The 20,386-nt window shown below is 63.9% G+C and carries 19 protein-coding genes; 9 read left to right on the forward strand and 10 right to left on the reverse strand.

The features are described 5' to 3' along the window. Window positions 1-55: 55 nt before the first annotated feature. The 8 genes from AC1DVM_RS06510 to AC1DVM_RS06545 all read left to right on the forward strand — a co-directional run bounded on the left by AC1DVM_RS06510 (window position 56) and on the right by AC1DVM_RS06545 (window position 8,625). Window positions 56-1,318 (forward strand): GTP cyclohydrolase II, encoded by a 1,263-nt coding sequence (locus AC1DVM_RS06510; RefSeq protein WP_477253015.1) that lies wholly within the window; start codon window positions 56-58, stop codon window positions 1,316-1,318. A 92-nt stretch (window positions 1,319-1,410) separates the two neighbouring features. Next, a complete protein-coding gene (locus tag AC1DVM_RS06515; RefSeq protein WP_477253016.1) occupies window positions 1,411-2,664 on the forward strand; it encodes a URC4/urg3 family protein in 1,254 nt (417 codons plus the stop codon). A gap of 36 nt (window positions 2,665-2,700) precedes the next feature. Continuing rightward, on the forward strand, window positions 2,701-3,330 hold the full coding sequence (upp, locus tag AC1DVM_RS06520) for a uracil phosphoribosyltransferase (protein WP_477253018.1): 630 nt from the start codon (window positions 2,701-2,703) through the stop codon (window positions 3,328-3,330). A 47-nt stretch (window positions 3,331-3,377) separates the two neighbouring features. Further along, a complete protein-coding gene (locus AC1DVM_RS06525) occupies window positions 3,378-4,289 on the forward strand; it encodes a 2-dehydro-3-deoxygalactonokinase (protein ID WP_477253020.1) in 912 nt (303 codons plus the stop codon). A gap of 120 nt (window positions 4,290-4,409) precedes the next feature. Next, window positions 4,410-5,909, forward strand: a complete 1,500-nt coding sequence (locus AC1DVM_RS06530; RefSeq protein ID WP_477253021.1) for a phosphomannomutase/phosphoglucomutase — start codon at window positions 4,410-4,412, stop codon at window positions 5,907-5,909. Between the two features lie 61 nt (window positions 5,910-5,970). Next, on the forward strand, window positions 5,971-7,353 hold the full coding sequence (locus AC1DVM_RS06535) for a leucyl aminopeptidase family protein (RefSeq protein WP_477253022.1): 1,383 nt from the start codon (window positions 5,971-5,973) through the stop codon (window positions 7,351-7,353). A gap of 58 nt (window positions 7,354-7,411) precedes the next feature. Continuing rightward, window positions 7,412-7,759: a MarR family transcriptional regulator gene (locus tag AC1DVM_RS06540; protein ID WP_477253024.1), complete on the forward strand. Its 348-nt coding sequence runs from the start codon at window positions 7,412-7,414 to the stop codon at window positions 7,757-7,759. Further along, a complete protein-coding gene (locus AC1DVM_RS06545) occupies window positions 7,756-8,625 on the forward strand; it encodes a C40 family peptidase (protein ID WP_477253026.1) in 870 nt (289 codons plus the stop codon). The genes AC1DVM_RS06540 and AC1DVM_RS06545 overlap by 4 nt, the downstream gene beginning before the upstream one ends. Here the strand turns inward: AC1DVM_RS06545 and deoA are convergent. The 9 genes from deoA to AC1DVM_RS06590 all read right to left on the reverse strand — a co-directional run bounded on the left by deoA (window position 8,615) and on the right by AC1DVM_RS06590 (window position 16,972). Further along, window positions 8,615-9,931 (reverse strand): thymidine phosphorylase, encoded by a 1,317-nt coding sequence (gene deoA, locus AC1DVM_RS06550; RefSeq protein ID WP_477253028.1) that lies wholly within the window; start codon window positions 9,929-9,931, stop codon window positions 8,615-8,617. The two genes, AC1DVM_RS06545 and deoA, sit on opposite strands and share 11 nt — an antisense overlap. Before the next feature lies 1 nt (window position 9,932). Then, window positions 9,933-10,694 carry a deoxyribose-phosphate aldolase gene (gene deoC / locus AC1DVM_RS06555; RefSeq protein WP_477253054.1) on the reverse strand — a complete coding sequence of 254 codons (762 nt, stop codon included), beginning with the start codon at window positions 10,692-10,694 and terminating at the stop codon, window positions 9,933-9,935. Continuing rightward, window positions 10,694-11,509 carry a purine-nucleoside phosphorylase gene (locus tag AC1DVM_RS06560; RefSeq protein WP_477253030.1) on the reverse strand — a complete coding sequence of 272 codons (816 nt, stop codon included), beginning with the start codon at window positions 11,507-11,509 and terminating at the stop codon, window positions 10,694-10,696. Before AC1DVM_RS06560 ends, deoC begins: the two co-directional genes overlap by 1 nt. Before the next feature lie 2 nt (window positions 11,510-11,511). Then, window positions 11,512-11,916, reverse strand: coding sequence for a cytidine deaminase (locus AC1DVM_RS06565; RefSeq protein WP_477253031.1), 405 nt, complete (start codon window positions 11,914-11,916; stop codon window positions 11,512-11,514). A gap of 1 nt (window position 11,917) precedes the next feature. Continuing rightward, window positions 11,918-12,826, reverse strand: a complete 909-nt coding sequence (locus tag AC1DVM_RS06570) for an ABC transporter permease (protein ID WP_477253033.1) — start codon at window positions 12,824-12,826, stop codon at window positions 11,918-11,920. A gap of 2 nt (window positions 12,827-12,828) precedes the next feature. Continuing rightward, window positions 12,829-13,932: an ABC transporter permease gene (locus AC1DVM_RS06575; RefSeq protein ID WP_477253035.1), complete on the reverse strand. Its 1,104-nt coding sequence runs from the start codon at window positions 13,930-13,932 to the stop codon at window positions 12,829-12,831. Beyond that, a complete protein-coding gene (locus AC1DVM_RS06580) occupies window positions 13,929-14,363 on the reverse strand; it encodes a VOC family protein (RefSeq protein ID WP_477253056.1) in 435 nt (144 codons plus the stop codon). Before AC1DVM_RS06580 ends, AC1DVM_RS06575 begins: the two co-directional genes overlap by 4 nt. Beyond that, a complete protein-coding gene (locus AC1DVM_RS06585; RefSeq protein WP_477253037.1) occupies window positions 14,363-15,886 on the reverse strand; it encodes an ABC transporter ATP-binding protein in 1,524 nt (507 codons plus the stop codon). The genes AC1DVM_RS06580 and AC1DVM_RS06585 overlap by 1 nt, the downstream gene beginning before the upstream one ends. A gap of 84 nt (window positions 15,887-15,970) precedes the next feature. Further along, a complete protein-coding gene (locus AC1DVM_RS06590; protein WP_477253038.1) occupies window positions 15,971-16,972 on the reverse strand; it encodes a BMP family lipoprotein in 1,002 nt (333 codons plus the stop codon). Window positions 16,973-17,126: 154 nt separating this feature from the next. On the opposite strand from AC1DVM_RS06590, the gene AC1DVM_RS06595 reads away from it, so the two are divergent. After that, a complete protein-coding gene (locus AC1DVM_RS06595) occupies window positions 17,127-17,951 on the forward strand; it encodes a HesA/MoeB/ThiF family protein (RefSeq protein ID WP_477253039.1) in 825 nt (274 codons plus the stop codon). Here the strand turns inward: AC1DVM_RS06595 and pheT are convergent. Beyond that, a complete protein-coding gene (pheT, locus tag AC1DVM_RS06600; protein ID WP_477253041.1) occupies window positions 17,948-20,371 on the reverse strand; it encodes a phenylalanine--tRNA ligase subunit beta in 2,424 nt (807 codons plus the stop codon). The two genes, AC1DVM_RS06595 and pheT, sit on opposite strands and share 4 nt — an antisense overlap. Between the last annotated feature and the right edge of the window lie 15 nt (window positions 20,372-20,386).

Below are 20,386 nucleotides of genomic sequence, written 5' to 3' on the forward strand. Positions count from 1 at the left end.
GAGGCTCTCCCACGATCCCTGGAGAGTTTTCCCGCTCTTGCGTGGAAGATCAGTGATGAATTCGCCTAACCGTTCGACGCATATCAGGCTCACCTCCCACCCCGAACCCAATACCGCCACGGCCCGACGACCCGTCGCCTGGGGCGCGGGGGACCCCAAGACGCGAGGGCCTATCGTCGGATCGGTCACCAATCCGGCGGACCGCAACGTCATCGGCGCCCATGGCGGGTCCTACGCACTCTACCGGGCCCTCGCGATATCAGCCCGTGCGCTCAATCCGCTCGCCCGACCGGACCTGCACAACACGCATCCCACGGCGACGATCGGGCCGCATCCGCAATGGTCGGAGCCGGGGAAGATCGTGTCGCTCGACCCGTGGGGCCACATGGTGGGAGAGGTGTACGCGGAGGAGATTGCAAGCGGCCTCGATATTCGTCCGACCATCGCCATCACCAAGGCACGGTTGAATATGCCGGAGATTCTTGGCGCCATGACGGCCAAGCGCCTCAAGGCGGACGGGACGATCCTGCACGAGAGCGGCGATATCTCGGTGACCAAGGTGGCGGTCGACCCGGTCTGGTATCTCCCCGGCGTCGCAGCGCGCTTCGGCACATCCGAGGGCGAATTGCGTCGCACGCTGTTCGAACAGACCGGCGGCATGTTTCCGGAACTGGTGACACGTCCGGACATGAACGTGTTCCTGCCGCCCATCGGCAACATCACCGTCTACATCATGGGCGATGTGGCGGGGTTGAGTGACGAGAAACGTCGCATTGCCTGCCGGGTGCACGACGAATGCAACGGTTCCGACGTCTTTGGGTCCGACATCTGCACCTGCCGCCCCTATCTGGTGCACGGCATCGAGGAATCGGTGCGGGAGGCACAAAATGGCGGTGTTGGCGTCATTGCGTATAACCGCAAGGAAGGCCGGGCCCTTGGCGAAGTCACGAAATTCCTCGTCTACAACGCCCGGAAACGCCAGGAGGGCGGAGACTCGGCCGCGACCTATTTCGAACGTACCGAATGCGTGGCGGGGGTCCAGGATGCGCGGTTCCAACAGCTCATGCCGGACGTTCTTCATTGGCTCGGCATTCGTCGGATCGATCGCCTGATGTCCATGTCGAACATGAAATACGACGCGATCGTGGGCTCCGGCATCGAGGTCGTCGAGCGGGTTCCGATCCCCGCGGACCTCGTCCCGCCCGACGCGCAGGTGGAGATCGAGGCCAAGAAGGCGGCGGGTTATTACACCCCCGAGGGTCCTCCCGAAGCCTCGGGTCTCGACCAGGTCAAGGGCCGCGATCTCGAACGCTTCTAGGCTTAACCCTGACTCCACGTGAACCCGAGCGGCCATCCCTGACCGTCTCGGATGTATGATATCGCTTCAACAGAGAGCCAGCGGAGCGCGTTGTGACGGAAAACCTGACCCCTTTCTCCGCGACCCTGGCGGCCCGAAGCCTCCTGAGCGCGGCGGCCGTGCGTGATCGGGCCCACCGGATGCTGCAACTGGCACAGGACGGCAAGCTCGACCACTTTCGGGTCGATTTGAGCAGGCTGGACGCCTGCGCGGATGAGGTCGTGGCGACGATTCGCGCGGCCTACCCGTCTCTCGAAATCCCTTTCCACGCCCGGTGGCGGCATTTCTCCGTGGGCGGCCATGAGCGCTGGGGAGCGGTGATGCACAGCGCTCCCTGGACCGACGTGGGGCAAATGGGCCGCGCCGCCTTCGATCTCGCAATCGTGTCTGTCTTGCTGGATGCCGGCGCCGGGGCCGGTTGGCGCTATGTGGAAGGCCGCACCGGTGAAATCTTCAGCCGCTCGGAAGGCCTCGCCGTTGCCAGTTTCGACATGTTCATCGCCGGCGCGTTCTCGAGCAATCCGGACGATCCCTTCCGGGTGGATGCGGACGTCCTGCTGGCGCTCACGCCCGAGGATCTCGCCGAAGGTTTCCAGGTTCGGGCAGACAATCCCCTCGTGGGTCTCGAAGGACGGGCGGGGCTGCTCAACCGCCTCGGACGGACCGTCGCCATCAACCCGGACATATTCGCACAGCATGACGACCCGAGACCTGGCGGCCTTTTCGACGTCATCGTCGCCACCGCGACCGAGGGGCAAATCAAAGCCGCATCGATCCTCGACGCATTGTTGACTTACCTCGGACCCATCTGGCCCGGCAGAATTTCGCTGGACGGAATCGATTTGGGCGACACTTGGCGCCACGCGGCGCTGGAAACGCCGGATGAGACCAACGGCCTGGTGCCTTTTCACAAACTGTCGCAATGGCTCTCCTACTCGCTGATCGAGCCCCTCGAATGGGCCGGTTACAACGTGGTGGATCTGGACGAGCTCACGGGCCTCCCCGAATATCGCAACGGCGGCCTGTTCCTCGACACGGGCGTGATCGCCCTGAAAGACCCGTCCGACGCGGGCAAATCCCATACGGTGGATTCAGCGCTTGTCGTGGAATGGCGCGCTCTGACGGTTGCTCTCCTCGACTTGATCGCCGAACCGATCCGTCAAGAACTCAAGCTCGATGCAAATCGCTTTCCTCTCGCCAAGGTGCTGGAAGGCGGAACCTGGGCAACCGGGCGGCGATTGGCCCGGGAGCGGCGGAGCGACGGCTCTCCACCCCTTTCCGTCGTCAGCGACGGCACCGTATTTTAAGAGAAACAGACCATGATTCAAAACGAGAGCAAACGAATGCAAGGCGTGACAGTCGTCGATCATCCGCTGGTGCAGCACAAACTGACCTTGATGYGGGAAAAAGAACGGTCGACGAAGGGCTTCCGTCAGCTCTTGAACGAAATCGGGATGCTGCTCTGCTACGAGGTCACGCGCGACCTTCCGATCGAACGGATCGAAATCGAGACGCCGCTCACAAAAATGGTGGGCGCACAGATCGCCGGCAAGAAGCTGGTGCTGGCGCCGATCCTGCGCGCCGGGGTCGGCTTTCTGGACGGCATGCTGACGCTCGTGCCGGCCGCGCGTGTGGCCCATATCGGCCTCTACCGCGACCCGGAATCGCTGCAGGCGGTGGAGTATTATTTCAAGGCGCCATCAGACCTCGCCGATCGCATGATTCTCGTGCTCGACCCCATGCTGGCGACGGCGAATTCGGCCGTGGCCGCCATCGACCGATTGAAGGAACGCGGAGCCAAGGATCTGCGCTTCGTCTGCCTTCTGGCATCGCCTGAAGGCATCGAGAAGCTGCGGGGCGCGCACCCGGACGTTCATATCTGGACGGCCGCCATCGACGAACGCCTGAACGACCACGGCTACATCCTGCCCGGCCTCGGAGATGCCGGCGACCGTATGTACGGAACGCGCTGATCGCCTCACCGGTTGAGCCCTGAAAGATTGAGAGCGAGGAAACCCATTTGCGTTTCATTGTCGTCGACTGGGGTACCACGCGGTTTCGCGCCTATCTGGTGGAGCACGAGACGATCCTCCAGAAGGTGTCGTCGGACGACGGCGTCTCGGCCCTTCAACCGGGACAGCATGCCGGGGTCTTCCAGCGCCATTGCGGCTCCTGGCTCAAAGCCGAGCCCGACGCGGCCGTCCTGCTGGTCGGCATGGTCGGCAGCCGTGAAGGCTGGGTCATGGCACCCTATGCCCTGTGTCCGGCCGGCCCAGTCGAGATCGCCCGCGCGATGATACCCGTGGATATCGGCAATGGCCGGAAATGCCACATCGTACCCGGCCTGCTCTGCGAGCCGGCACCCGGCGCCTTCGACGTGCTGCGGGGGGAGGAGACGCTCGCGCTCGGATCCGGCGTTCGCGATGGGCTGGTATGCTCTCCGGGCACGCATCCGAAATGGATCACGATGAAAGACGGGCGCGTCGAGCGCTTCGCCACCTACATGACCGGCGAGATGTACGCGCTGCTCGTGGAGCATTCGATGATCGGCCGGCCGGCCACCGAGCCTGAGGATCACGCCGGGTTCGAGCTCGGCCTGAAGGCCGCCGAGCGCAACGCGGGGACCCCCGAAGATCGGCGGGTGGGCCTCCTTCATCTGCTTTTCGGGGCGCGCGCCGCCGTCGTTTCCGGCCATATGAAGCCCGATCTCCTGCGGCCTTATCTCTCCGGGCTCCTGACGGGGGATGAATTGAACGGCGCCTTGTCGCAATTTGGTCACGCTTCTCCGGTGACTGTACTGGCAGATCCACCACGGGCAGCCCTCTATGAGCAGGCGCTGGCACGCCGGGGGATCGCCATCACCACGAGACAGCCCAGGGCCGCGCTCCTGGCCGGGTTGGCCCGCATTCTCCGTGAGGGCACCATGCCGTAAGGCGATCCCCTCCGGAACCACCCTGCCGTCCCTTGTGGGTGCGATGGGTGGTCAGCCTCCATTCATCGCGATACCCTAAAGGTCACGCTCTCAACTCACCCTCCCCTGTTCGGATGGACCATGTTTCCCAAGCCCCAAACCGCCCTTTTGCCCAACACCTTCGAGTATGAATCCTTCCCCCTCGTGAAGCCTACCGGCTTTCGTGAATACGATGCCCGGTGGTTGTTCGAGAAGGAGATCAACCTCATGGGCGTGCAGGCGCTTGGCATGGGCCTCGGCACGCTCATCCATGAAATGGGCGTCCGTCCGGACCTCGTCACCGGGCATGACTTTCGCGGCTATTCGTCCTCCATCAAATATGCGCTGATTTCCGGCATGATGGCCGCGGGCCTGCGCGTCAAGGACGTGGGCCTGGCGCTTTCGCCGATGGCCTATTTCGGTCAATTCGAGCTCGATTGCCCCGCGGTCGCTATGGTGACCGCCTCGCACAACGATAACGGCTGGACCGGCGTGAAGATGGGTGCGAACCGTCCCATGACCTTCGGACCCGAGGAGATGAACCGGCTGAAGGACATCGTGATGAACGCCGCCTTCACGCTGCGCGAGGGTGGAAGTTACGAGTTCGTATCCGATTTTCGCGAGCGCTACATTGCCGATCTCACCGACCGCCCCAAACTGAAGCGCAAGCTGAAGGTCGTGGCCGCGTGCGGCAACGGCACCGCCGGTGCCTTCGCGCCGCAGATGCTCGAGATGATCGGATGCGAGGTAGTCCCACTCGACGCCAACCTGGATCACAGCTTCCCGCGCTACAATCCCAATCCCGAAGACATGAAGATGCTTCATGCGATTGCCGACAAGGTCCGCGAGACCGGCGCCGATGTCGGCCTCGGCTTCGACGGCGATGGCGACCGCTGCGGCGTCGTCGACAACAATGGCGACGAGATCTTCGCCGACAAGATCGGCGTGATGCTGGCGCGCGATCTTTCGAAGCTGTATCCCAACGCGCAATTCGTCGTGGACGTGAAATCGACCGGCCTCTTCGCGACCGATCCTGAGCTCAAAGCGCAGGGTGCCAAGACCGATTACTGGAAGACCGGCCATTCCTATATCAAGCGCCGCGTCAATGAATTGTCGGCGCTCGCCGGCTTCGAAAAGTCGGGCCATTTCTTCTTCAACAAGCCCGTCGGCCGTGGCTATGACGACGGTCTGCTGACCGCCATCGCGGTCTGCGAGATGCTGGATCGCAATCCCGGCAAGTCGATGGCGGATCTCTATAACGCCGTCCCCAAGACCTGGGGCTCGCCCACCATGGCGGCAAAATGCGCCGACGAGATCAAATACGACGTGGTCGAGCGTGTGGTGAAGCGCTTCTCCGGGATCAGCCAGAAGGGCGAGAAAGTCGGCGGTCACCCGATCGTGGATCTCATCACTGTCAATGGCGTCCGCGTCGTGACCGACGACGGCACCTGGGGCCTAGTTCGCGCATCGTCCAACAAGCCCGAGATCGTTGTCGTGGTCGAAAGCCCGGTTTCCGAAGCTCGCATGCGCGACATGTTCAAGGTGGTCGACGACGTGCTTCGCGAGAACCCGGAAGTCGGCGCCTACAACCAGACGATCTGATCGACAGACCCCCGGCGGACCCTCCCGCCGGGCTTTATCCATTCCTCTTCGAGTACTTCCCATGCTCCACCCGCTTCTCGCGCTCCCCTCAGAGGACTCGCTTCCCGTCTGGCTTGCGACTGAGAGCACCTGGGCGGGGATTTTCGAGATCCTTCCGGCAAGCGCGCAGACCTTCGCGAGGGCCCAAGGCTTCGACGCCAAGGCAGGGCGTCATTGCCTGTTGCCGAATTCGGATGGCGGTCTTCTCGGCGTCGTTTTCGGTCTTGAGAACGAGGGCGTGCGACGTGTGGACCCGTTCCTCGTCGGCAAGCTTGCGACGCTTCTGCCGGCGGGCGCTTATCGGCTCGAAACACCGCCGGCGCAGCCCGCGCTCGCAACGCTCGCCTGGCTGCTTGGTGCATACGCGTTCGATCGCTATCGCAAACACGCTCCGCGATCGGCGAGGCTTGTGGTGCCGGAAGGTGTCGATGCCGACGAAGTCTCTCGCATCGCCGATGCGGTGAACGCGAGCCGCGATCTCGTCAACACGCCCACGAGCGATCTTGGACCGGACGGGATCGAGGCGGCAGCGAGAACCCTCGCCGAGAAGCACGGCGCTTCCTTCGCAAGCATCGTCGGTGAAGACCTTCTCGAACAGAATCTTCCGATGATCCACGCGGTGGGACGCGCGTCGGCTGTTGCGCCGCGATTGATCGACATCACCTGGGGCAGCGAATCCGCACCGCGCGTCACGCTCGTCGGCAAAGGCGTCGCTTTCGATACGGGCGGCCTCGATATCAAGCCACCTTCCTCGATGCTGATCATGCGCAAGGATATGGGGGGCGCCGCCGCAGCCTTGGCGCTCGCCGATATGATCATGGGGGCGAAACTGCCCGTGCGTCTGCGGGTGCTCATTCCCGCCGTCGAAAACTCAATCTCGAGCAATGCCTTCCGTCCCGGCGACATTCTTTCGAGCCGCAAGGGCATTAGCGTCGAGATCGGCAACACCGACGCCGAGGGCCGGCTCATTCTCGCCGATGCACTGACTCTGGCGGACGAAGACAACCCCGACCTGCTCGTGGACTTTGCGACGCTCACGGGAGCGGCCCGGGTGGCTCTTGGCCCCGAACTCCCGCCGTTTTTTACCGATGACGATGCGCTGGCAAACGAAATCGCCACGCAGGGTCTTGCGGCGAACGACCCGGTTTGGCGGCTGCCGCTCTGGTATCCGTACCAGTCCCTTCTGGATTCGAAATTCGCCGACTTGAACAACACGGGCGGGTCCATGGCGGGGTCCGTCACGGCAGCGCTCTTTCTGCGTCGTTTCGTGTCGTCCGCGAAGGCTTATGTCCATTTCGACATCTACGCCTGGAACAATACCGCCCGGCCAGCGCGACCGGAGGGCGGCGACGTGCAGGCCGCGCGTCTGATGTACTCGCTGTTGAAAGATCGCTATCGCGCTTGATTCCCGCGGGCGTCCTATCCCGGCCCGGACGATCCCAATCCGAAACGAAGAGGTCGCGATGGCTGTTGATATCCGAACCTCGCAAAGTCTTAGGCTCTGGCACGATGTCAATCTCGACCTCGTGCACCAGGGCGGAGACCTCTCGTCCCGCCAGATCGCCATCCTGCTGACGATCTACCTCGAATCACCTCCCCACACGGTGCGGGGCCTGGCGCAGAAGCTCGGTGTGACCAAGCCGGTGATCACCCGCGCGTTGGACACCATGGGCAAGCTCGACCTCGTATCGCGGCGCCGCGATGAACTCGACCGCCGGAACGTCATCATCCAGCGGACGGTGGTGGGTGCCTTGGCGGTCGAACGCTTGGGCGATATCATCACAGCGCGTGCCAAGGAACTGCCCCGATGATCTTCGACCGTCGTATCACACCCTTCCGTGCCGACCTCGCCGCCGAGCGGCTTCGGGGACAGGTCGAGGCGGAGCGCTTTGCCTCCGGATCGCTCAAGCGGATCGCCGTGGCGTTCCAATCGCTTCACCGGCATCCCGCGGAGGCCGCGCCCGTCGACACGCAGGCTTTGTTTGGCGAAGAGGTGGAAGTGTTCGACGAGAGGGACGGGTGGGCCTGGGTGCAATTGAAGGCCGACGGCTATGTGGGATATCTGCCTGCGAGCGCGTTGGGCGAACCAGGGCCTGAGCCGACCCATCGCGTGGGCGCGCTTCGCACCTTCGTGTATCCGGGGCCTAACTTGAAACTGCCCAATCTCGGCCTGCTCACCCTCAGCAGTCTCGTGGCCGTGGCCGAGCGCGAGGGCGATTACGCGCAGCTTGCCACCGGCGGATATGTGATGGCGGCGCATCTCGCCGACATCCAGCATCACGCTGAGGATTTCGTCTCGGTGGCAGAGCGCTTTTTGCACACGCCTTATCTGTGGGGCGGCAAGACCAGCATCGGCATCGATTGTTCGGGGCTCGCCCAGACCTCGCTGAGGTCAGCCGGCTTCGACGCCCCACGGGATAGCGACATGCAGGAGGAAGCGATGGGCACACGCGTGGAAATCCTGCCCAACCTCGCAGGCCTGCAGCGCGGGGACTTGGTGTTTTGGAAAGGTCATGTGGCGATCATGCTGGATCAGTCACGCATGATCCACGCGACGGGACATACCATGACGGTTTCCATCGAATCGCTCGCGGCGGCCGAGGAGCGTATCCGCACGGTCAGCTACGGGCCAATAACCGCCATCAAGCGGCTCGGAGCGCTCGGCGCTAGGCGCTGATCCGTTCGATTACCACCGCACGGGATTGCTTCGGACCCTCGCCAAGAGTGTAGGCACGTCGCAATGCGCGAGCGGCCGCGTCCGCGTCCGCTTCGGTCTGCGCGTGCACGATCCCCAGGGGACGGTCCCGATCGACCGCCGCGCCAATTTGGGCAAGCTCCGTCAGACCGACCGCATGGTTCACCGCGTCCTGGGGACGCGTTCGCCCACCGCCGAGGGCAACCACGGCGACACCCACGTCCCGCGTTGCAATTGCGTGGACGATTCCGGTTCGCTCGGGGTAGACGGCGCGGATGACCGGCGCTGCCTTCAGATGCGTTTTATGCCGCTCGACAAGATCGTGCGGCCCCCCGAGCGCGACGACCATTCGCTGGAACACCTCCGCTGCCTCGCCGGATGCGATGGCGTTCCCGATTTTCGCGCGGGCCTCGGTGAGGTCCGTGGCCAGCCTGCCGAGCAGGAGCATCTCGGCGCTCAATTCCACCGTGACCTCGTGAAAGCGCGCTTCGCGCCGTCGGCCGGAGAGATAGTCCGCCACATAGGCGACTTCGACCGCGTTCCCGGCATGAGACGCGAGCGGCTCGTTCATATCGGTCAGCAACGCGCTCGTGGGAAGGCCGGCGCCGTTGGCGACCAACACGAGGCTTTGGGCAAGCTCGCGGGCATCCGCGATATTGTCCATGAAAGCGCCCGAGCCGCATTTGACGTCCATCACCAGGCCCTGCAACCCCGCAGCCAGTTTCTTCGACAGAATCGAAGCGGTGATCAGGTCGATGGATTCCACGGTCGCCGTCACATCCCGGATCGAATAGAGACGCTTGTCCGCCGGCGCGAGATCCGCTGTCTGTCCGATGATCGCGCACCCGACCTCGCGCGTCACACGGCGGAAGGTTTCGATGTCCGGCTGGGACATATATCCCGGAATGGCGTCCAGCTTGTCGAGGGTCCCGCCCGTGTGGCCCAGTCCCCGGCCGGAGATCATCGGCACGTAGCCGCCGCAGGCTGCGACCGCAGGCGCGAGCGCTAGGCTGACCGTATCGCCGACCCCGCCGGTGGAATGTTTGTCGAGCACGGGGCCCGGGAGATCCCACGACAGGACTTCGCCCGAATGCGTCATGGCGCGCGTCAGCGCCACGCGTTCCGCGATGGAAAGTCCGCGGAAGAAAACCGCCATGGCGAACGATGCCGCCTGCCCCTCCGAGACGCGACCCGACGTCATGCCTTCGACAAAGCCGGCGATCTGCTCGGCATCGAGTTCGTGACCCTCGCGCTTGAGGCGGATGATTTCCTGCGGAAGATGGCTCATGTCAGTAGGCTCCGGCGATCGTCTTTCCCGACCGCCCTTCGATGGTGTCGATAAGCGCATCGTATACGCTGCTTGCCCCGATGCGGAATGTGCCAGGCGTCGCCCAGCCCTGCCCCATGATGCGGTCCGCAAGCTCGAGATATATCCTGGCATCGGAAAGCGTACGGATACCGCCCGACGGTTTCAGCCCGACGCTTCGGCCCGAAGATTTGATGGCGCGCAGCATGATCTCGGCCGCCTCCGGCGTAGTCGATACGGGCGTCTTGCCCGTAGAGGTCTTGATGAAATCCGCCCCTGCCGCGATGGCGAGATGACTTGCCCTTTCGATCAGCGCAGGCTCGACGAGTTCGCCCGTCTCCAGGATGACTTTCAACAATCGGCCCTGATCCACCTTCTCGCGCACCGCTTCCACCATCTCGGCCGCCACCGCGAGATCGCCGCGCCGCACGGCATTGTAAGGCAGGACGAGGTCGATCTCCTGGGCACCGTCCGCGAGCGCCTCTCCGACGTCATCGCAGACGCGCGCCACGTCTTCGCCACCGGCAGGGAAATTGACGACGGTTGCGATGCGCACCGCCGAGCCCTTCAGCGCGTCGACGGAAAGCCGGACGAATTGCGGCCATACGCAAACCGCCGCCACAGGTCCGCGCGGGTCGCGAGCCTTCGCGCAGAGGCTTTCGATCGCGGACGGCGTGCAGGTGTCGGTCAAGTCGGTGAGGTCGAGGCTGCGCAGGGCGCGAGTTGCGATTTCAATGTTCGACATCATGAAAGCTCCGCAACGAATGAACGGATGAGGCGCCTGAATTTCGCCGAAGCTTCGGCCGCCGTATCCTTGGTTTCCTGGTGTGACGGCGAGGCCCCCTCGATTCCTGCCGCGAGATTGGTCACGAGCGAAATCGCCGCAACCCGCAGCCCATAATAGCGCGCGAGGATGACTTCCGGCACGGTCGACATGCCGACGAGGTCGCCTCCGAGAATTTGCGTCATGCGGATTTCTGCAGGGGTTTCGAAACTGGGCCCGGAAAACCACGTATAGACGCCCTCGGGCACATCGATCCCCTCCTTGGCCGCCGCACGTTGCAGAATGCGACGCAAATCGGCGTCGTAAGCGCCGGTAAGCGACACAAAGCGCGCTTCCGTGTGGTCCCGCATCAGAGGGTTCGCACCGGCAAGGTTGATATGATCGCGGATCGACACCAGCGAACCGGGACGGATATCGGCGCTCACCGAGCCAGCCGCATTGGTGAGGACGACCACCCGGATGCCAAGTTCCCCGACCACACCGATCGGCACACGCATGGCGCCGGCATCGCCCGTCTCGTAATAATGCGCCCGCCCCTGGAACAGCAGCACACGCTTGCCTTCGAGCATCCCGGAAACGAGCTTGCCCGCATGACCCGAAACACCGCTGTGGGGAAAGTGCGGGATGTCCGCATAGGCGAGGCTGACGGGATCGCTGACCTCGTCGACGAGGGTCCCGAGTCCGGTTCCCAACACGAAAGCGGCGTCGAACGTTCCCGACAGGCCCTGCGCGCGGATATGCGCCGCGACGTCCCGGATTTGCTGGTTCATGGTCATCTTTATCGCTCAGTCAGGTGGTCGGGCCCGAACGAAAAGGGCAGCAATTCGTCCAGCGTGAAACTGCGCCTGACGCCCTCCGGCCCCGCGACGTGAATCGCCGTTTCGGGCGCGGCGAATTCGCGGATTCGCTGCCGGCATCCGCCGCAGGGCGTCACCAGATGTTCGCCTTCCCCCATGACCACGATGGCGGCGATGCGGGTCGCGCCGGCAGCAACCATCGCCGAGATCGCGCCGGCCTCGGCGCAGCTTCCCACCGGATAGGCTGCATTTTCGACGTTGCATCCGGCAAAAATCCGTCCGTCGGAGGCTGCGATCGCGGCGCCGACTTTGAAGCGGGAATAGGGCGCGTAGGCTTTTGCCTGAATGGCGCGTGCCGCTTCGAACAGCGTATCGAGATCGCTCATGTCAGCGCTCCTTCACGTAGGGAATTCCCGATGCGCGCGGCGGTGTCGCCCGGCCAATGACGCCTGCCAGCAGGATGACGGTCATCAGATACGGCAGAGCCTGGATCGCCTGAACCGGAACCTCGCCGATCCCTGGCACGACAATGCCCTGCAATCGAATCGAGATGGCGTCCAGAAGGCCGAAGAGGAAACAGGCCCCGAGCGCCGGCCACGCGCGCCATTTGGCAAATATCAGCGCCGCCAGCGCGATGAAGCCCTTGCCGGCTGTCATGTTGGGGAGAAAGCCTGCCGATTGGGCGACCGACAAGTAGGTGCCGGCAAGGCCGCACAACACGCCGCCGATGATCACCGCGGCGTAGCGAAGCCCTGTCACGGATATCCCGGCTGTGTCCACCGCGGCGGGATTCTCGCCGACCGCGCGCAGGCGCAAACCGAATCGCGTGCGGGCGAGAACGAATGCCGTGAGCGGCACAGCGAGAAGCGCAAGGGCAACGAGCGGTGAATGTCCGAACAGCACATCCCCGAAACGCTGCACACCCTCGAGGGGTGGTGTTCGGCCGCCCTGCCCGTACCACGCATTGCCGACGATGGCGGTAAGACCCGCCGCCAGCATGTTGATGGCAACGCCGGACACGATCTGATTGCCGCGCTGGCTGATGGAAGCGAAGCCGTGGAGCAGCGCAAAGACCACGGACGTGCCAATTCCGGCAAACAATCCGATCCAGGCCGAGTCGAAGGCGTGCGCGGCCGCGGCTGCGGAGAATGCGGCCACCAGCATTTTCCCTTCGAGGCCGATATCGACCACGCCGGCGCGCTCCGACCACAAGCCGGCAAGACAGGCCGCCAGCAGCGGAACCGACAGCCGCAACGCCGAATCCAGAATCGTCACAATGCTTGCGAGATCCAACATCGTCACGCCCTCGCCAAGCTCGGGCGCAAAAGCAGCCGGGCTACGACGCGCCGGAACAGCCCGTCGAGCGCCCCTGCGAACAGAATGATGATGCCGCCGATGACGATGATCATGTCCCGCGTGATCGCCGGTTGCTCGAAGGCGAGCTCGGCGCCACCCTGGTAGAGGATGCCGAATAGCAGCGACGCCAGCACGATACCGACCGGGTGCGCGCGTCCCATGAGCGCGACTGCGATGCCGACGAAACCGTAACCTGCGGTGAATTCGAGCAAAAGGCGATGCTGGTAGCCCATCAATTCGTTGACGGCCAGGCCGCCGGCCAGCGCGCCGGAGATCACCATCGCGATGATGATGACGCGCGAGGGCGAAATGCCCGCATAGATAGCCGCTGTCGGATTCGAGCCGACGACACGGATCGCGTAGCCCAGCCGCGAGCGATAAATCAGAAGCCACACGGCGACACACGCCGCCAGCGCGAGAAGAAGGCTGAGATTGAGCTGCGACGGCGGGATTTCGATGCCGAATGCTGCGAACACCTCATGCATGAAGGGAATATGGGACTGGAGAGGAAATTCGCGGGTTTCCGGGTTCATCGATTGCGGCTCGCGCAAGACATTGACCAGCAGATAGACGATGAGCACGCTCGCGAGCCAATTGAACATGATGGTCGTGATGACGATGTGACTGCCGCGCCGGGCCTGCAGATAGCCCGGGATCGCAGCCCAGGCGGCTCCAAAGGCCGCCGCGCCGAGAATGCCCAGCGGAGCAAGCAGGAAACCCGGCAGGAAGCTGAGATTGTTGAGCGTCAGCGCAATGCCGAGGCCCGCCAATGTCGCCTGACCTTCGCCGCCGATATTGAACAAACCCGCGTGATAGGCGACCGCGACCGCGAGCCCGACGAAAATGAAATCGGTCATGTAGAAGAGGGTGAAGCCCAGACCTTCGCCGCTGCCGAGGCTTCCCTGCAGCAGCAGCCGCGTCGCAGTCAGCGGGTTCTCCCCGATGCCGAGCACAACCAGCCCCGCGACCAGGAACGCCGCCACCACGGAGAGCGCGGGCACCAAAACCGTATCGGCCCATCGGGGAAGGTCGATGGGAGCGCTCACTTGACGCTATCCGGGAGGAACATGTGACCTTCCTCGTCGAGCGGGAAAGCCGGGTTCCAGGCGACTTCCCAGAGGTGGCCTTCGGGATCGGCGAAATAGCCCGAATAGCCGCCCCAAAACACATCCTGAAGCGGCTTCGTGGCTTTCGCGCCGGCTGCGATCGCGAGCGCGTAAACCTCATCCGCTTCTTCCTTCGAGCGGGCATTATAGGCAAGGGTCACGGCCGAAAAGCCGGTCGGCCTGTCTTGCACGCCCGCGTCCTTTGCAAGATCGGCGCGGCTCCACAATGCGAGCGCCAAGCCATTCGCCTGGAAGAAGGCGACTTCGGGCTGGCTCGCCGACGACGCCCTCCAGCCCCAGGCTTCATAAAACGCACGCGCTTTCGCGAGATCGGTCACCCCGAGGGTGACGAGTGTCAATCGTGGTTGCATCATGCCGCCTCGTCGTTGACGCCGGCCATGAGCAGGCCGAGATCCTGCTCGTCCGCGTCGGATGCCTTGCGCTCGCCCGTGATCTGGCCGCCGCACATGGTCAGAATGCGGTCGGACAGGTTCATGATTTCTTCCAGTTCCACCGAAACCAGCAGGATGCCGACGCCCGCGTCGCGAAGTGCGATCAGACGGCGGTGGATGAACTCGATGGCGCCGATATCCACGCCCCGCGTCGGCTGGCCAACGAGCAGCACCTTGGGGTTCCGCTCGATCTCGCGCGCCAGCACCATCTTCTGCTGATTGCCGCCGGAGAACTTCGAAGTCTTCAACCGCGGCGCCTGCGGGCGCACGTCGTAATGCTCCATCTTGGCCGCCAGATCTTCCACCATGCGATTGTGGTCGAGCAGCGGGCCACGTCCGAGCCGCGGGTCGTCCGCGAAACCCAGAACCGCGCTCTCGAAAGCAGGAAAGGCCGGAACCAAGCCCATGCGCAGGCGGTCTTCCGGAACGTGCAGAAGGCCGAGCTGGCGCATCCGGTGCGGGTTGTGCGCGTCAGGCGGCACATCGCGACCCTCAAGGCGGACGGTGCCCAAGACCGGTTGTCGCATGCCAGCGATCGCTTCGAGAAGCTCGCTCTGTCCGTTTCCCGAAACGCCCGCGATGCCGACGATCTCGCCCGCATGAACGGCGAGAGACACGTTTGCGACACGCAGGACGCCGCGTGAATCGATCACCGAAAGATTGTCGATCTCGAGCAACTTCTCGCCCCGCTCACGTTCGGATTTTTCCACGCGCAGCAGCACGCGCCGACCCACCATGAGCTCCGCGAGTTCGGGCGGCGACGTGTCGGCGGTTTCGACGCTCGACACCATCTCGCCGCGCCGCATGACCGACACCCGGTCGGTGACCGCCATGATCTCCCGCAGCTTGTGGGTGATGAGAATGACGGTCTTGCCCTGTTGCTTCAGTGCCCGCAACAAGTCGAACAGCGCGTCCGCTTCCGGCGGCGTCAACACGGCCGTGGGTTCGTCGAGGATGAGAATGTCCGCGCCGCGGTAGAGCGCTTTTAGAATTTCGACACGCTGCTGCAAGCCAACCGACAATTCGCCCACGATCGCCTTCACGTCGATCTCAAGCCCGTAATCGCGGGAGAGACGCGCAAGCTCCTCGCGGACCTTCGCTTCTCCTACCCTCAGCAGGACTCCGCCTTCGGCGCCCAGCATCACGTTCTCGACGACGGTCAGTGTCTCGACGAGCATGAAATGCTGGTGCACCATCCCGATTCCCGCCGCGATCGCATCGGCGGGCGAAGTGATGGAAGTGAGCTTTCCGCCGACGTGAATGGAGCCCGAATCCGCCTCATAGAAGCCGTACAGAATCGACATCAACGTCGACTTGCCCGCGCCATTCTCGCCCACGATGCCGTGGATGGTTCCGCGCTCGACCGAAAGATTCACATCGCGGTTGGCATGGACCGGGCCGAAGCGCTTGTCGATGGCGGTCAGTTGTATGGCGGGCGACATCAAAGCTCAGACGTTCTCCGGAAATACCGCTTGCGACACCGTCCCGGAACGCCGACAGACCGGCGCTCCGGGGGAGTCAAAACTTCACATCGGGCACTTCGAGTCCGACATGTAATCGTGCACCTTGATGCTGCCCGACTTGATACCCTCCGAGGCCTTGTCGACGGCAGCCTTCATCTCGGGCGTGATCAACGCCTTGTTGTTGTCATCCAGCGCCCAGGCAACGCCATCTTCCTTCAGCCCCAGCACGGACACGCCTGGCTTGAACGTATTCTTCTTTGCCTGGTCGAACACCGTGTAGGTCGCGACATCGACACGCTTGACCATCGAGGTCAGCATCTTGCCGGGGTGCAGGCCGTTCTGGTTCGAATCGACGCCGATGCCGAGCTTGCCCGCATCCGCGGTCGCGCGCATCACGCCGATGCCAGTCCCGCCGGCCGCGTGATAGACGACGTCCGCGCCGCGATCGATTTGACTCTTGGCGAGTTCGCCACCCTTGACGGGATCGGCCCAGGCCGCGCCCGTCGTGCCCGTCATGTTCTGGAAGACCTCGGCATCCTTCTTGGCGTACTTCACGCCCTGGACGTAGCCGCAGGCGAACTTGCGGATGAGCGGGATGTCCATGCCGCCCACGAAGCCGACCTTCCCGGTCTTGGAGGCCTGCGCTGCGAGCAGGCCGACGAGGAACGAGCCCTCATGCTCCTTGAACACGGTCGATTGCACATTGGGCTTTTCCACCACCGCGTCGATGATGGCGAACTTGGTCTTGGGGAACTCGTCGGCAACTTTCTTGAGCGCGGTTTCCTGGCTGAAACCGACGGCCACGATCGGGCTGTATCCCTCGCGCGCGAACCGGCGCAGGGCCTGCTCCCGCTGCGCATCGTTCTGCGGCTCGAAATCGCGGTAATCCGCACCCGTCTCCTTCTTGTACTTCTCAGCCCCCATATGGACGCCTTCATTGAAGGATTTGTCGAACTTGCCTCCGAGGTCGTAGACGATCGCAGGCTTGAAAGCGTCCTGCGCGAGGACGGCGGTCGTGGAGATGGCGAGGCCCGCAAGCGCGAGGGCGAGGCTGGTGGCTTTCATCGGCAATGTTCCCTGTCTGGCCCGGATTGTAACCCGGTTGCTTGCCGACGATGGCATGGGAAGGGCCGTCGCGCCAAGCACCCCTGTCGATCCGCCCACGATATTTCCTCCGGCCAGCGGTTGATAGCCCGGAGGATGCGGATAAAGTCTCGCCATGCCGCTCAGCCCCGACGAAATCGACCGCTACGCTCGCCACATCGTGCTTCGCGACATCGGCGGGCCGGGACAGCAAAAGCTGAAGGCGGCGCGCGTGCTCGTAGTGGGTGCGGGCGGACTCGGCTCTCCGGTCATCGAGTATCTGGCGGCGGCGGGCGTCGGGACCATCGGGATTGTCGATGACGATGACGTATCCCTCTCCAATCTGCAGCGGCAGGTGATCCACGGAACGGCGGATCTGGGGCGCCCTAAGGTCGACAGCGCGGCGGATGCAGTGCGCCGACTCAACCCGCATGTCGCCGCCGTGCCCCATCCCCTCCGCGTGACTTCCGAAAATGCCCAGGATCTTGTCGCCGCGTACGATCTGGTGGTCGACGGCTCGGACAATTTTGAGACCCGGTACGCCGTCTCCGACGCGTGCTTTCATGCGGCAAGGCCGCTGGTCACGGGGGCGCTCGGCCAGTTCGACGCCACGCTGACGACGATCCGCGCCCATCAAACAGGGCCGGACGGCGTGCCCTATCCCACCTATCGGTGCCTTTTCCCGTCGCCTCCGCCGCCGGGCACGATCCCGAGCTGCGCCGAAGCCGGCGTCCTCGGCGCGCTGGCCGGGGTTCTCGGAAGCCTGATGGCGATGGAAGCAATCCGGGAGATCGTGGGGTTCGGCGAGAGCCTGGTGGGCCGGTTGCTCATGATTGACGCCCGCTCGATGCGTTTCGAGACGATCCGCTATGCCTGGGACGAGAATAACCCGCTGAGCGGAAGAGGCGGTCCGTCATCCCGGCCCGTGCGGAGGACCGGCCGGGACGACGTTCAAACCTAGCCGCGGAGGACCGCGCCGGTCTTCTTTGCCACCTCGGCGACGATCTTCGCCGTAATGGCTTCGATCTCCACGTCGGTGAGGGTTTTCTCCGTCGGCTGGATGGTGACAGCGATCGCAACCGATTTCTTGGCCGGATCGATCCCCGTCCCCTCATAGACGTCGAAGACGTCGACGCCGACGATGAGCTGGCGCTCCGCATTCTGCGTCGCCTTGACGATGTCGCCCGCCGCCACATCACGCCCGACCACGAACGCGAAATCGCGCGTGACAGGCTGGAAGTCCGACAGGACAAGCCGTGGCTTCATCTTGGTGGGCTTCGCCTTGGGCGGCGGCAATCCGTCGAGCGTCAGTTCGAAGGCCACCACCGGCCCCTTGATGTCGAGCGCTTTCAGCACGTTCGGATGAATTTCACCGAAAGCACCAATGACGTTCTTCGGGCCGAACTGAAGCGTTCCCGAACGACCGGGATGGAACCAGGCCGGACCGCCGGCCACAACCTGCAGGCCGCCGGCGGGGATTCCGAGCGTTGCAAGCAGGGCCATCGCGTCCGCCTTGGCGTCGAACGCATCGACCGGGCTCGCAGCGCCATCCCAATGACGACCGACACCCTCCACCCGGGCGGTGCCCCGGCGAATGGCGGTGGCGTCCATCCGCTGACCTTCGGGCTCGTCCGACGCGAAACATTGGCCGACTTCGAACAGCGCCACATCGCCGAAGCCGCGATCGGCATTGCGCTGCGCGGCCTTGAGAAGGCCCGGCAGAAGGCTTGGACGCATATCCGAGAGATCGGATGCGATCGGGTTTGCCAGGGCGAGGCGCGGATCGCCCCCGCCGAACAGCTCGGCTTCGTTCTTGCCGATGAACGACCACGTGATGGCTTCAACGAGACCCCGGACCGCCAGCGCGTGCTTGGCGAGACGGGTGCGCTTTTGGATGAGCGTCAGAATAGGCTTCGCGACGGCCGCTTCGAGACGCGGCAAGGGTTGCGGCTCGATCCGGTCGAGGCCGACGATGCGGATGACCTCCTCGACGAGGTCGGCTTTGTCCTCGATATCCGGGCGCCAGGATGGCGGAGTCACCCTCACCCTGTCGCCGGAACCGTCCACGACAAAACCGAGCTTTTCGAGAATGCGCTTCGACTCCGCCGGCTGCACGGGCAGGCCTGACAGACGCGAAACCTCCGACCACGGGAAGTCGATGACCCGGTTATTCTGCGGCACCTTGCCGGCCACCATTGGCTCGCTGGCCTCACCGCCGCAGATCGACATCACCATGCTGGCGGCAAGGTCTAGTCCCGGAAGCGTAAAGGCGGGATCGATACCGCGTTCGAACCGATAGCGCGCATCGGTGATGATACCGAGCTTTCGACCCGTTTGCGCGATGTTGAGCGGGTCCCAGAGAGCGGATTCGATGAGGACATCCGTGGTCTTTTCGTCGACGCCGGAATGCTCGCCGCCCATGATGCCGGCAATGGATTCCACGCCGTTCTCGTCGGCGATCACTACCGCTCCCTGGTCGAGCGCATAGTTGCGTCCGTCCAGCGCCAGCAACTCTTCACCGCCGCGCGCGCGGCGGACGGCCAGATGGCCCTTGACCTTTCGGGCATCGAAGACGTGCAGCGGACGTCCTCGGTCGAACGTCATGTAGTTGGTGATGTCGACGAGCGCGTTGATCGGGCGCAGGCCGATCGACAGCAACCGGCGCTGCATCCATTCCGGCGAAGGGCCATTCCTGACGCCGCGCACGAGGCGCAGGGCGAAGACGGGGCACAGCTTCTCGTCGCCGGGCTCGAAATCGAGAGTTACCGAGACGGGGCATGGGCCCACGTTTTCGATGAGGGGCACTTCCTGGTTCTTCAGCGTCCCGAGGCCTTCCGCCGCGAGATCGCGCGCGATCCCGAAGACGGACGTGCAATCGGGCCGGTTGGGCGTGAGGTTGATCTCGATGACCGGGTCGTCGAGGCCCGCATAGGCCGCGTAGGGCTGCCCCACGGGCGCGTCGTCGGGCAGGTCGATGATGCCCTCGTGATCGTCCGAGATTTCGAGTTCGGCCGCCGAGCACAGCATGCCCCTGCTTTCGACGCCGCGGATGGTGCCGATCCCGAGCGTGATGTTCTTGCCTGGAATGTAGGTGCCGGGCGGCGCGAAGACGCTCTTCATGCCGGTGCGGGCATTGGGTGCGCCGCAGACGACCTGGATGGGCGCGCCTTCGCCCACATCCACCACACAGACCCGCAGGCGATCGGCATTCGGATGCTGTTCCGCCGATACGACATACGCAACCGTGTAAGGCGCGAACGTCTTGGCCTTATCCTCGACGCCCTCGACCTCGAGACCGATGCGCGTCAGGGTCTCGACGATCTCGTCGAGGGACGCCGTCGTGTCGAGATGGTCCTTCAACCAGGAGAGGGTGAATTTCATCGTATCTCTCCTGCT

It is taken from the genome of Microvirga sp. P4_A5 (genome assembly GCF_056402495.1).

Excerpts from the sequence above, each read along its gene's own strand:
- AC1DVM_RS06510 (WP_477253015.1), top strand. The coding sequence starts at position 56 with ATGAATTCGCCTAACCGTTCGACGCATATCAGGCTCACCTCCCACCCC.
- AC1DVM_RS06530 (WP_477253021.1), top strand. The coding sequence starts at position 4,410 with ATGTTTCCCAAGCCCCAAACCGCCCTTTTGCCCAACACCTTCGAGTAT.
- AC1DVM_RS06535 (WP_477253022.1), top strand. The coding sequence starts at position 5,971 with ATGCTCCACCCGCTTCTCGCGCTCCCCTCAGAGGACTCGCTTCCCGTC.
- AC1DVM_RS06540 (WP_477253024.1), top strand. The coding sequence starts at position 7,412 with ATGGCTGTTGATATCCGAACCTCGCAAAGTCTTAGGCTCTGGCACGAT.
- AC1DVM_RS06545 (WP_477253026.1), top strand. The coding sequence starts at position 7,756 with ATGATCTTCGACCGTCGTATCACACCCTTCCGTGCCGACCTCGCCGCC.
- deoA (WP_477253028.1), bottom strand. The coding sequence starts at position 9,931 with ATGAGCCATCTTCCGCAGGAAATCATCCGCCTCAAGCGCGAGGGTCAC.
- deoC (WP_477253054.1), bottom strand. The coding sequence starts at position 10,694 with ATGTCGAACATTGAAATCGCAACTCGCGCCCTGCGCAGCCTCGACCTC.
- AC1DVM_RS06560 (WP_477253030.1), bottom strand. The coding sequence starts at position 11,509 with ATGACCATGAACCAGCAAATCCGGGACGTCGCGGCGCATATCCGCGCG.
- AC1DVM_RS06565 (WP_477253031.1), bottom strand. The coding sequence starts at position 11,916 with ATGAGCGATCTCGATACGCTGTTCGAAGCGGCACGCGCCATTCAGGCA.
- AC1DVM_RS06570 (WP_477253033.1), bottom strand. The coding sequence starts at position 12,826 with ATGTTGGATCTCGCAAGCATTGTGACGATTCTGGATTCGGCGTTGCGG.
- AC1DVM_RS06580 (WP_477253056.1), bottom strand. The coding sequence starts at position 14,363 with ATGCAACCACGATTGACACTCGTCACCCTCGGGGTGACCGATCTCGCG.
- AC1DVM_RS06585 (WP_477253037.1), bottom strand. The coding sequence starts at position 15,886 with ATGTCGCCCGCCATACAACTGACCGCCATCGACAAGCGCTTCGGCCCG.
- AC1DVM_RS06590 (WP_477253038.1), bottom strand. The coding sequence starts at position 16,972 with ATGAAAGCCACCAGCCTCGCCCTCGCGCTTGCGGGCCTCGCCATCTCC.
- AC1DVM_RS06595 (WP_477253039.1), top strand. The coding sequence starts at position 17,127 with ATGCCGCTCAGCCCCGACGAAATCGACCGCTACGCTCGCCACATCGTG.
- pheT (WP_477253041.1), bottom strand. The coding sequence starts at position 20,371 with ATGAAATTCACCCTCTCCTGGTTGAAGGACCATCTCGACACGACGGCG.